The organism is Achromobacter sp. (assembly GCF_036567245.1).
Taxonomy (GTDB): Bacteria; Pseudomonadota; Gammaproteobacteria; order Burkholderiales; family Burkholderiaceae_B; genus Achromobacter.
The window spans coordinates 1-11,077 of record NZ_DATCUY010000202.1 but is presented as its reverse complement, the minus strand read 5'-3'; the positions used below and the strand labels follow the sequence as shown (position 1 = coordinate 11,077).

The 11,077-nt window shown below is 67.4% G+C and carries 13 protein-coding genes and 1 pseudogene; 4 read left to right on the top strand and 10 right to left on the bottom strand.

Features of this window, described 5'->3' with window-relative positions; genetic code table 11:
• The 6 genes and pseudogenes from VIR09_RS08770 to VIR09_RS08745 all read right to left on the bottom strand — a co-directional run.
• Window positions 1–443: pseudogene (locus VIR09_RS08770) on the bottom strand (DNA mismatch repair protein MutS); the annotation flags it as partial.
• Window positions 444–661: 218 nt separating this feature from the next.
• Entirely contained in the window at window positions 662–994 is a 333-nt protein-coding gene (locus VIR09_RS08765; RefSeq protein WP_088159672.1) for a hypothetical protein, read from the bottom strand.
• Window positions 995–1,068: 74 nt separating this feature from the next.
• Complete coding sequence (locus VIR09_RS08760) at window positions 1,069–1,476, bottom strand: hypothetical protein (RefSeq protein WP_332012512.1); 408 nt, start codon at window positions 1,474–1,476, stop codon at window positions 1,069–1,071.
• 232 nt (window positions 1,477–1,708) lie between these two features.
• Window positions 1,709–2,668 carry a tripartite tricarboxylate transporter substrate binding protein gene (locus VIR09_RS08755; RefSeq protein ID WP_332012511.1) on the bottom strand — a complete coding sequence of 320 codons (960 nt, stop codon included), beginning with the start codon at window positions 2,666–2,668 and terminating at the stop codon, window positions 1,709–1,711.
• Window positions 2,669–2,739: 71 nt separating this feature from the next.
• Window positions 2,740–4,050 (bottom strand): fumarylacetoacetase, encoded by a 1,311-nt coding sequence (fahA, locus tag VIR09_RS08750; RefSeq protein WP_332012510.1) that lies wholly within the window; start codon window positions 4,048–4,050, stop codon window positions 2,740–2,742.
• Window positions 4,051–4,124: 74 nt separating this feature from the next.
• Window positions 4,125–4,913, bottom strand: coding sequence for a 3-hydroxybutyrate dehydrogenase (locus VIR09_RS08745; protein ID WP_332012509.1), 789 nt, complete (start codon window positions 4,911–4,913; stop codon window positions 4,125–4,127).
• 121 nt (window positions 4,914–5,034) lie between these two features.
• Between VIR09_RS08745 and VIR09_RS08740 the strand changes: the two genes are divergently transcribed.
• The 3 genes from VIR09_RS08740 to VIR09_RS08730 all read left to right on the top strand — a co-directional run bounded on the left by VIR09_RS08740 (window position 5,035) and on the right by VIR09_RS08730 (window position 7,354).
• Window positions 5,035–5,925 (top strand): LysR substrate-binding domain-containing protein, encoded by an 891-nt coding sequence (locus VIR09_RS08740; protein ID WP_332012508.1) that lies wholly within the window; start codon window positions 5,035–5,037, stop codon window positions 5,923–5,925.
• An 88-nt stretch (window positions 5,926–6,013) separates the two neighbouring features.
• Entirely contained in the window at window positions 6,014–6,922 is a 909-nt protein-coding gene (locus VIR09_RS08735; protein WP_332012507.1) for an aldose 1-epimerase, read from the top strand.
• 75 nt (window positions 6,923–6,997) lie between these two features.
• On the top strand, window positions 6,998–7,354 hold the full coding sequence (locus VIR09_RS08730; protein ID WP_013395204.1) for a hypothetical protein: 357 nt from the start codon (window positions 6,998–7,000) through the stop codon (window positions 7,352–7,354).
• A gap of 51 nt (window positions 7,355–7,405) precedes the next feature.
• Here VIR09_RS08730 and VIR09_RS08725 read toward each other — a convergent pair whose 3' ends face one another.
• The 3 genes from VIR09_RS08725 to VIR09_RS08715 form a co-directional block, all read right to left on the bottom strand.
• Window positions 7,406–7,639 (bottom strand): hypothetical protein, encoded by a 234-nt coding sequence (locus VIR09_RS08725; protein WP_013395203.1) that lies wholly within the window; start codon window positions 7,637–7,639, stop codon window positions 7,406–7,408.
• Window positions 7,640–7,802: 163 nt separating this feature from the next.
• Window positions 7,803–8,816 carry a zinc-binding alcohol dehydrogenase family protein gene (locus VIR09_RS08720; RefSeq protein WP_332012506.1) on the bottom strand — a complete coding sequence of 338 codons (1,014 nt, stop codon included), beginning with the start codon at window positions 8,814–8,816 and terminating at the stop codon, window positions 7,803–7,805.
• Window positions 8,817–8,831: 15 nt separating this feature from the next.
• Window positions 8,832–9,626, bottom strand: a complete 795-nt coding sequence (locus VIR09_RS08715) for an SDR family NAD(P)-dependent oxidoreductase (protein ID WP_332012505.1) — start codon at window positions 9,624–9,626, stop codon at window positions 8,832–8,834.
• Between the two features lie 113 nt (window positions 9,627–9,739).
• On the opposite strand from VIR09_RS08715, the gene VIR09_RS08710 reads away from it, so the two are divergent.
• Window positions 9,740–10,642 carry a LysR family transcriptional regulator gene (locus tag VIR09_RS08710; protein WP_332012504.1) on the top strand — a complete coding sequence of 301 codons (903 nt, stop codon included), beginning with the start codon at window positions 9,740–9,742 and terminating at the stop codon, window positions 10,640–10,642.
• Between the two features lie 30 nt (window positions 10,643–10,672).
• On the opposite strand, the gene VIR09_RS08705 is transcribed toward VIR09_RS08710, so the two are convergent.
• The coding region (locus tag VIR09_RS08705; protein WP_332012503.1) for a DUF6496 domain-containing protein at window positions 10,673–11,077 on the bottom strand (405 nt) is incomplete at its 5' end.

Genomic DNA, 11,077 nt, shown 5'->3' with positions numbered 1-11,077 from the left:
GCGTTGCCGCTGACGAACACGGCGGCCAGCGCGCGGTCCGCCTTGGCCGGCAGCAGCGCATCGTCCGTCAGCGTGCCGGGCGTGACGATGCGCACGATGCGGCGCTCGACCGGCCCCTTGGAAGTCGCCGGGTCGCCGATCTGCTCGCAGATGGCGATGGACTCGCCCATGGCGACCAGCCGCGCCAGGTATTGCTCCATGGCATGCACCGGCAGCCCGGCCATCGGAATCGGCGTGCCGTTGGACGAGCCGCGCTTGGTCAGCGTCAGGTTGAGCAGACGCGCGCCGCGCTCCGCGTCTTCGTAGAACATTTCATAGAAGTCCCCCATGCGGTAGAACAGCAGCAAGGGGCCGGCCTCCGCCTTGAGGCGGAGGTACTGCTGCATCATGGGGGTGTGGCCCGGGTGGGCGTCGGCGGCGGTGTTTTGCGTTGCGGAATTCATGCCCGTGATTGTATCGGGCGCGTGAACCGCTGCGGGGAGGGACGGATGCTGGTTTTGTCCGGACCTCACGGGTTCATGATTTTCCCCAATTTCTTGATGACCTCGAACCCTTTGCCGGCGTTGGCCTGGGCGGCTTTGTTGCCGGCCCGCGCGAAAGAGGGCGACCGCAAGCGCCGTCAGTTTCGCGACGAAGGCTCAAACGGCTTTTTCAGGACCGGCTACTTGATCTTGCTGCAGCGAAAGGCCTCGATGCCTTTTTCCACATAATGCGGTTCGCGCGCGCAGGCCGCGCGCATGGCCTGGTTTGCCAGGCTCATGAGGTTGGCTGCATTGGTCATGGCTTCCAGGCCGTCGGCGCCCGGGCCGATCTTGTCGAAGCGCGCCTTGAACTCGGCGGCTTGCTTGCTGTAGGCGTAGGCGCGCATCACGTCCGTATAGGCAATGGCCCGGGAGATGTCGCCCTCCGTGGGCTTTTTCTCGGCGCCGAAGGCCGGGCCGGACAGCAGAGCCAGGGCGAGCAAGGGGATGAGGGTGGCTTTCATGTTCGTCATCAGGAATTCTCTTGCGGGTTGTCCGATGGGAGGCCGGCTGGCGAGGCGCATGGGCGATCCGCCTGGCGCCGCCATCACCACATTTTGCAGGTCGTGCCGTTGTTGACGAGGTCGCCGCCGACGACGATGCCCTTCTCGTCGACGTGGAGCATGGTGTAGCAGCTGGCGACGCCGGTGCGGCGCTGGTAGATGGTGCCCGTGTTGTTGCCGAAGCCGTAGCTGACGCCGCCCGGTGGGGGAACGTAGAAGCTGCCGACGGCCTCGTCCCACGAGACTTCGCCGGAGGTCTGCCACATGTAGACCAATTGCCCGATCGGCAGGTCTTCACTGGCGTACACGCGATCGGGGACGCCCCACTCGGTCACGATGTCGTTGACTGGCTTGCCCTTGTGGCGCAGCATCGCCACGTCCCAGGTGGTGCAGGCGCTCAGCACGGCGCCGCACAGGCAGACTAGCAGGGCCTTGAGAAAACTGAATCGCACTTTTTCTTCCTTGTTCAGATGCTTGACAGGTGCCCTACGCGCCGCATGATGCCAGCAGGTCGCCGACATGGAAAGTGGGGGGTGTGGCGTGCATTCCACATCCCGCGTGCGCCGGAATCCGGCCCAACGGAAAACGCCCCATTGCCGGGGCGTTTCTTGGGTACTTGGAGTTTTACGTCTTATTACAATTGCAGGGACGTTGGATCCGACGCACGCGGATCTTGCCTGTACCTCATTTGTTCATGATGTTCCCCAACTTCTTGATGACCTCACGCTCCGTCTCCGCGCTGGCCTGGGCGGCCTTGGTGTAGGTCGCGGTATCCATGTATTGCGGCGATACGCCGGACTGGCGCAGCAGGGCCAGGAAGGCTTCGTCCTTGAGGGTGTCGCGGAAGGCGCCGTCGAGCTTGGTGATGACGGCCGGGTCCATGCCCTTGGGGCCGGCGATGCCGAAGGGCGAGGTGTGCACCACGGGATAGCCGGCTTCCCTCAGGGTGGGGACGTCCGGCAGGTCGGGCGAGCGCTTGTCGCCCAGCGACGCCAGGATGCGGACCTTGCCGGAGGCCACGTAGGGCAGGATGGTGCTGGCGCCGACCAGCACCTGGATATGGCCGCCCAACATGGCGGTCAACGCGTCGGCGTCGCCCTTGTAAGGGACGTGGGTCCATTTGGCCTGGGCGGCTTCGCCCAGCTGCACCATGGCGATGTGCTGGCTGCTGTAGGCGCCCGGCGTGCCGTACGAAATCGTGTCGGGCTTGGACTTGGCGTAGGCGACCAGGTCGCCCAGCGTCTTCCAGGGCGAGTCCGCGGCGACCGCGACGTAGTAGTTGTAGCCGGCGATCATCGAGATGTAGGTCAGGTCCTTGATCGGGTCGTAGCGCGTGCCGGTGATGTGCGGCATGCGGAAGATGCCGATGGGCACCATGGTGACGGTATAGCCGTCGGGCGCGGTGTTGAGCATCTGGGTGGCGCCCAGCGTGCCGTTGGCGCCGGTCTTGTTTTCGACCACCACGGTCTGGCCAAGGCGCTTGCCGGACTGCTCGGCCAGGGCGCGGCCGACCACGTCGGTGACGCCGCCGGCGGAGTAGGGGATGATCAGGCGGATCGGGTGGTTGGGGAAGTCCTGCGCCAGCGCGGGGGCGCTGCTTGCGCTTGCCAGGACCATCATGCCTGCTGCCAAGATCTTCTTCATGTCATTCCTCCTTTGTGTGCCGCCGGCTCGCCGGCCGGCTCCAGGTCTAGCGGGATGCCTGGTATTGAACGTCAATCGATGATGCGTGCGCGGCTAGCACCGAAGCCGATGCGCTGGAAACCCTCGCGGCTGCAATGGGCCGTCAGGGTGACTTCGTCTCCGGCCTCCAGGAACAGCCGGGTTTCGCCCGAGGGCAGGGTGATGGGCTGTGTGCCGCCGTGGGTCAGTTCGAGCAGGCTGCCGTGGCCGCCGTCGTCGGGCGTGGAGATGGTGCCCGAGCCCAGCAGGTCGCCCGGGCGCAGGTTGCAGCCGCCCAGCGTGTGCTGCGCCACCATCTGCGCCGGGGTCCAATACAGATGGCGCGCATCGGATGCCGCCAGCCGTTGCGGCGCCTGCGCGCGTTCGCGCATCAGCGGCGTGGACAGCCACGCTTGCAGTGCGATGGACAGTCCGCCTGTGGCGGCGTCGTTGGCGTTGCGCAGATAAGGCAGCAGTTCAGGATCGCCGTCGCCGCGCGCCATCGCGGCGCTGCGGAACGGGGCCAGCGCTTCGGCAGTCACCACCCAGGGCGAAATCGTGGAGGCGAAATTCTTGCCCTGGAAGGGGCCTAGCGGCTGGTATTCCCAAGCCTGGATGTCGCGGGCGGACCAGTCGTTCAGCAAGCCATAGCCCGCCACGTGGCCGGCGGCCTGCTCCAGCGGCACGGGCTCGCCGAGCGCGTTGCCGGGGCCGATCCAGATCGCCAATTCCAGTTCGAAGTCCAATTGCGCGGATGGCCGGTAGGCCGGGACGTCGACGCCGGTCGCCGTCCTCACCTGGCCACGCGGCCGCCGCACGGGCGTGCCGGAGGCGCAGATGGAGGAGGCACGGCCGTGATAGGCGATGGGCACGTGCTTGTAGTTAGGCATCAGCGGGTTGTTGGGCCGGAACAGCTTGCCTACGTGGCTGGCGTGATGGATGCCAGCATAGAAATCGGTGTAGTCGCCTACGTCCGCCGGCAGCAGCAACTCGCATTGGTCCTGCGGATGCAGCAGGCGCGCGGCCTGCGCCGCGTGCCGCGCGCTGGCTGGGTGGGTGGCGTCCAGCAGCGCGAACAGGGCGTGCCGCACGGCCTTGCGGGCGGCGGCGGGCAAAGCCATCCAGTCGTTGAGCCTGTGCGTCGATAGCGCTTGGCGCGCGATCGGCTCCAGCCCGTCCAGCAAGCCCAGTTCCACGGCGGCCCGGACATCCAGCACCTGCTCGCCGATGGCGACGCCGATTCGTGGCGTGCCGCCAGCGTGGCGGAACACGCCCATCGGCAGATTCTGCAGCGGGAAATCCGGATGGCCGTCGGCTCCGTCGACCCAGCTCTTGGCGGCGGGCGCGTGGGTGTGGTCCAGCATCTTGTACTCCTTGCGGGTGTTATCGGTGTCGCCGCGCGGCCTGCGCGTTCAAAATAGAGGCTGCCGCTGCGGCTTCAGGCTGCGGTCGTGCCGCCATCCATGGCCCAGGCCACGCCGCGGACTTCGTCGGCGTCGGGCGAGCAGAAGAATTCGCACAGGCCGGCGATTTGTTCCAGGGTGACGAACTTGCCTGAAGGCTGGCGCAGTCCCAGCAATTTGTTGGTGGCCGCGGCGTTGTCCAGGCCTTCGCGTTCGGCCAGCGCATCGATCTGCTTTTGCACCAGCGGCGTGTGCACCCAGCCGGGGCAGATGGCGTTGCAGGTGATGGCGGTCTGCGCGGTTTCCAGCGCCACGGATTTGGTCAGGCCGATCAGGCCGTGCTTGGTGGCGTTGTAGCCGGTCTTGCCGGCGCGGCCGCGCAGGCCGCTGATGGACGCCATGTTGACGATGCGGCCCCAGTTGCGCGCGCGCATGGCCGGCAGCGCGGTGCGTATGGTGTGGAAGCTGGCCGACAGATTGACCGCGATCATGTCGTCCCACTTGTCGACCGGAAAGGCCTCGATCTGGCTCACATGCTGGATGCCGGCGTTGTTGACCAGGATATCCAGCGCGCCATAGACCTGGTTCAGTTCAGCCATCATGGCTTCGATCTCGGTCGGCTTGCGCAGGTCGCAGGGCTGGAAGCGGACCGGCACGCCATAGGTGTCGCGGAACTCGGCGCAAAGCGCATCGGCTGCGGCAGCGTCGGCCAGGCCATTGAGCACCAGCGTCGCGCCGGAGCGCGCCAGGCGCCGCGCCACGGCCAGGCCGATGCCGCTGGTCGAACCGGTTACCAGGGCCACCCGCCCCGAAAGATCAGCCATGCTTGTCTCCACGCTGTGTCGTTATTGGATGCGTGGCAGGTTAGGGCTTGGGGATTGAGTCGTCCAATTTATTATCGGCACATCATTTATATTCATGGAATATCAATAACCGATACCCGACATGGAACTGCGCCACTTGCATAGCTTCATGGTCCTCGCCACGGAACTGAACTTCACCCGCGCCGCCCTGCGCTTGCATATCGCCCAACCGCCTTTGAGCCAGCGCATCCGCGAACTGGAAGACGAGCTGGGCGTGAAGCTGTTCGACCGCAGCACGCGCAAGGTGGCGCTGACGGTGGCGGGCCGCGTGTTCCTGGACAGCATCCAGCCCATGTTCCGGCAGTTGGACGGCGCCGTGGAGGCCTGCCGCAAGGCCGGCCGGGGCGAGACCGGCAGTCTGCGGCTGGGCTATACCGGACGCGCCAGCCATGTGCGCCTGCCGGGATTGGTGCGCGATTGCCGGCGTCTTTACAGCGATATCGCGCTGGACATCCAGGGTCCGCTGCCGACTGGCGAACTGCGTCTGAAGCTGCTGGACGGCACGCTGGATGCAGCGCTGTGTTTTCTGCCCCTGGAGGGCAAACACATCGTGTCGCACGGGTTCATGCTCAGCGAGTTCTCCGTCGCGCTGGCCGACGCGCATCCGCTGGCGGCCAAGGCCGGGCTGGGCGTCGCGGATCTTGCGCAAGAGCCATTCATCGCCTATCCCGCGGGCAAGGGCTTTCACCTGCGCGGCGCCCTGGACGCCATCTGCCTGGAGGCGGGCTTCCTGCCGCGCGTGGTGCGGGAAACGGAGGCGTCCCAGACCCTGCTGTGCCTGGTCGCCGCCGGCACCGGCGTGGCCATCATTCCGCGGGACATCGAGTCCCTCAACATGGAGGGCGTGGTGTTCCGCCCGTTGCCGTCGGACACGCCCAAGCTGCAGCATGGCATCGCCTGGCTGGAGACCAACCGGAATCCTGCGTTGAGTCGGCTGCTGGCGCTGTGCGGCGTCGAAGCCGGGGCGGGATGAGGCGTCCGGCAGTCGCTTGCGCCCGCCAGTCCGGGGACGGCACAATCGCAGCGCGCGGCCCTGTTTTCGCCGCCGGAGTATCTTCTATATGCAGGCTTTATCCGTCCCGGCCACGCTCGATGCCAGCGAGCGCATCACCATCGCCAGCGGCACGCACCAGGCCGAATTCGCGCCAGGCGGCGGCGGTCGCCTGACCCGGTTGTCCACCGGCGCGCACGACTGGATCGTGCCGCTGACCGACACGCAGTGGCCCGCCGGCCGCTGGCCGCGGGCGGGCTCATACCCGCTGGCGCCATACTCCAACCGCATCCGCGACGGCGTGTTCACCTTCAACGGCGCCAGGCACGCGTTGCAATCCGTGCCCGGCCGGCCGAATGCGATCCATGGCGCCGGCCTCTATCAGGCGTGGAGCGTGCGCAGCCTGAGCGCGGACAGTGTCGACCTGGTGCTGGCGCAGCCCGCCGGCGTGCTGGGCTGGCCCTGGCCTTTCGAGTGTGTGCAGCGCTATCAGCTGGACGCGCGCGGCCTGAGCGTGGCGCTGGCCATCGTCAATCTCGGCGACACGCCCATGCCCTGCGGCCTGGGGCTGCATCCCTATTTCACGGCAGAGCGCGTCACGCTGCATGCGCGCCGCGAGTGGCCGGCGGACGCGGCGGGGCTACCGGCTGGCAGCAAGGCCGTTCATGTGCGCGAACTGCGGCGCTCGGCCAGCGGCTGCGATACCTATCTGTCGCAGTGGGAAGGGCGGGCCACCCTGCATTGGCCCGATGGGCATCAGCTGTCGCTGCATGCCGATCCGGCCTTTGCGCACCTGGTGGTGTACACGGCGGCCGGCTCGGAGTTCCTGTGCGTGGAGCCGGTCACCAATGTGGCGGATGCGTTCAACCTGGCGGCGGGCGGCGAGGCGCGCACCGGCATGCGGGTGCTGGAACCGGGCGCGCGCTTCAGCGCGACCGCGTTGCTGGGCCTGGAGCCGCCGCGGCCGGCGCGTTCCTGATGGCTGCAAGCGGCGCTTGGAAAGCGCCGCTGCCTGCGGCGATAATCCGGGCAAACCAAGATCAGGAGTCCTCTAATGAAAAAGCTCAGCACCGAACAATTGCAGGCCGCGGCCGAGACCCTGCGCCGCGTGCAGGCAAGGCTGGCGCGCGCCGGCAACCTGCCGCTTGAGCCCACCCTCTACGCCTGCGCGCAAGGATTCCGCCGCAACGTGCCTGATTACCTGTGGTCCTGGCTGTCGGGCTTGCTGGCGCCGCACAAGAGCCTGGGCGCGTGGATGGATGCGCATCAGCCGGGCTGGCGCAGCGGCAAGACGCCCGCCGCGGTGGTTTACGCGCGCAGTGAAAACGGCTGGTTGGAATGGCTGATCGCCGAGCTGGAGGCCGAGATCAATGATCCTCACGCCCGCGCCAAGCGGGAAGGGCGCGCCTGACTGCGTGCGCGCGAGGCGCCTGCGGTCGGGACCGCAGGCTGGCCCGCCGTCTCAGGCCCGCTCGGGGCGCGAGCGGCGCAGCAGCAGGAACAGCAGTTCCAGCACGGCAGCCGCCAGCAGGGCGGCCAGCACCGAGCCCAGCACCAGCGCATCCCACAGGCGTGGGGGCCCCACGCGGAACTGGATGGTGTCGAAGACCAGCCCCGCCGTGATGCCGGCGACGATGACGGCCTTCCACCCTTGCAGGGGCGCCAGCCTCAGCATCAGCAGGGTAAAGGCCACCATGCCCCAGAGCAGGGGTTCAAGCGTCTGATTGAGAATGTGGTCGAGCAGAAGAGACTCCCGAGGGCGTTGCGCATGCGTTTGCGCGCAGTCGAGTTTGTACTGCTTTCTGCTTGCAATTGCGAGATGCCCCGCCGCCCGTGGCGGCGAGGCCGGGCGCATTGCGTTAGAACCCTTCCAACACGATCTTGCCCTGTGCCTTGCCGCTTTCGATGAAGGCATGGGCGCGGCGCAGGTTCTCGGCGTTGATCTTGCCGTAGTGCGCGCCCAGCGTCGTGCGCAGCGTACCCTCGTCGATCAGACGGGCGGCCTGATTCAGCAATTCGTGCTGCGCGATCATGTCGGGCGTGCCGTGCAGCGGACGCGCGAACATGAACTCCCAATGCAGCGACGCCGACTTGGATTTGAGCAGGCGGACGTCGATCGCGGCGGGGTCGTCGATCAAGGCGATCTTGCCTTGCGGCGCGATCGCTTCGGCCATCTGCGCGAAGTGCTGGTCGGTCTGGGTCAGGCCAGCGATGTGGCTGACGTGCTCGAAGCCGATGCGCTTGAGTCCGGCGGTCAGCGGCTGGCTGTGGTCGATGACGTGATGCGCGCCCAGCTCGCGTACCCAGGCCTGTGTTTCTGGTCGCGAGGCGGTGCCGATCACCGTCAGGCCGGTCAACTGGCGCGCCAGTTGCACCAGGATGGAGCCCACGCCGCCTGCGGCCCCGATGACCAGCAGGCTGCCCTGGCTGGGGGCGCCGTTATCCAGCACGCGCAGCCGGTCGAACAGCAACTCCCAGGCGGTGATGGTGGTGAGCGGCAGCGCCGCGGCCTGGGCAAAGTCCAGGCTGGCGGGCATGCGGCCGACGATGCGCTCGTCGACCGCATGCAGCTCGCTGTTGGCGCCGGCGCGGTTCAGCGCGCCCGCATACCAGACGCGGTCGCCGGGCTTGAACAGGCTGGTCTTGGCGCCGACCGCGCGCACGATGCCGGCGGCGTCCCAGCCTATGACCTCGGGCTGGCCGTCCTGGGGCTTGCGCTTGGCGCGGATCTTAACGTCCACCGGGTTGACCGAAATGGCGCGGACTTCGACCAGCAGGTCGCGCTCGCCGGGCACGGGGTCGGCGAGGGTGATGTCCTGCAGCGCCTCGGGGTGGTCGGCGGGCAGGTTCTTGAAGTAGGCGATGGCTTTCATGGGTGCAGGCCGTGATCAGATGATGGAGCGCACCACGCCGCCGTCCACGCGCAGCGCGGCGCCATTGGTGGCCGCGGCTTGCGTCGAGCAGGTGTAGACGACCATGTTGGCCACTTCTTCCACCGTGGCCAGGCGCCGCAGCAGCGACGTGGGGCGGTGCTGGGCGATGAAGTCGCGTTCCATCTGGTCCTGGGTCACGCCTTGCTCCTTGGCCATTTCGGCGAAGAAGTCGGACACGCCTTCCGAACGGGTGGGGCCGGGCAACACGGCGTTGACGGTGACGCCGGTGCCGGCGGTCAATTCGGCCAGGCCGCGTGACACGCCCAGCAAGGCGGTCTTGCTGACGCCGTAGTGGATCATTTCCGCAGGGATCTGCACGCCGGATTCGCTGGAGATGAACACCATGCGGCCCCAGCCGGCGGCCAGCATGCGCGGCAGGTAGTAGCGCGACAGGCGCACGCCGCTCATGACGTTGGTGTCCAGCATGTATTGCCAGTCGTCGTCCGTGATTTCGGTGAAGGATTTGGGCGCGAAGTAGCCGGCGTTGTTGACCAGGATGTCCACGTCGGGATGGGCGGCCGAGATCGAGGCCGCGCCGTCGGCGGTAGCGAGGTCGGCCTGCACGGTGCTCACGCGGGCGGCGGGAAACTGCCTGGCGAGCGAGGCTGCGGCCTGCGCCAGCTTGTCGGCGCTGCGACCGTGCAGCACGACTTCGGCGCCGGCCTCGGCCAGGCCCGCGGCGATGGCCAGGCCGATGCCGCCGGACGATCCGGTGACCAGGGCCTTCTTGCCGTTCAGTTCGATTTTCATGGGGTGACTCCTTGCTTGTCGGGGAATGCAGTCATGATTACCTAGTCCAGAGCGGGGAAAAAGCGGCTAGCATCGCACTCAGTTTCAATAATTTTTTGAAAATGAGGCCGGAGATGGTGCGGTTCGAGGATCTGAGGATATTCATGGCGGCGGCGGACCAGGGCAGCTTTTCCGCCGCCGCGCGCGAACTGGATCTGACGCCCGCCGTCGCCAGCGCGGCGCTCAAGCGCCTGGAGCAGGCCCTGGACGCGCGCTTGTTCGTGCGTTCGACGCGCAGCCTCAGGCTGACCAGCGACGGCGAACGCTATCTGGAGCATGCCCGCTCGGCGCTGTCGGCGCTGGAGGCGGGCAGGAACGCCGTGGCGCGCAACAAGACGGATATCTCCGGCACCCTGTCCTTGTCCATCCCGTCCGACCTGGGCCGCCATGTGCTGCTGCCATGGCTGGACGAGTTCCAGGACCGGCATCCGCGCGTCAACTTCCAGGTGCGCATCAGCGACCGCCTGGCCGACCTGTACCGGCAGCCGGTCGATCTGGCGGTGCGCTATGGCACGCCGAACGACTCCGGGCTGGTGGCCCTGCCGCTGTCCGAGCACAACCGCCGCGTGGTCTGCGCCTCGCCCGCCTACCTTGCGCGGCATGGCGTGCCGCAAGTGCCCGATGACCTGCGCCGCCACAACTGCCTGTCCTTCGTGCTGGGCGAAACCCTGCACGACCGCTGGGCCTTCAGGCACGAGGGCGCCGCGCTCACCATACCGGTCAAGGGCGACCGCGTGGGCGACGACGGCGAACTGGTGCGCCGCTGGGCGCTGGCCGGCCATGGCATGGCCTACAAGTCGCGTTATGACGTGCTGACCGACTTGCGGGCGGGGCGGCTTATCGAGGTCCTGGCCGACTACACCAGCGAACCCTCGCCGCTGTATCTGCTGTGCGTGCACCGCATGCTGCTGTCGCCGGCGGTCAAGCGCCTGCGCGAGTTCCTGCACGAGCGCTTCAAGGCGTTCGAGGCCGGCTAGCCCGGCCTCCCGGAAGGCCTCATATCCGCCTCAATGCGCGTGGCTGGCCCGCTGGTTCGCCGCGCGCGTGCGGGCCGCTTTCTTGGCGGCTGCGGAACGTCCGGCGGCACCCTTGGTGGCTGCCGCCTTCTTGGCCGCGGCAGAACGGGCTGCCGCGCTGCGCTTGGAAGCTGATGCGCTGGCCTGCCGCGACAGCGCGGTGCGTGACACGGGTTTGGCGCTTTCCTTCTTCAGCGCGGTGGTGGTGGCCTTGGCGCGCTTGGCTGATTTGACATGCCCATCGCTGGCCGCGTCGCTGTCCTGCTTGGCCTTGCGTTTCGTGGCTGCGCTGGCCTTCTTGGGAGTCGGCAACGCTACACCGGCGCGGCGCGCCTTGGACAGTCCGATCGCGATGGCCTGCTTGGTGGAGCGCACGCCGTGCTTGCCTTCGCGCAC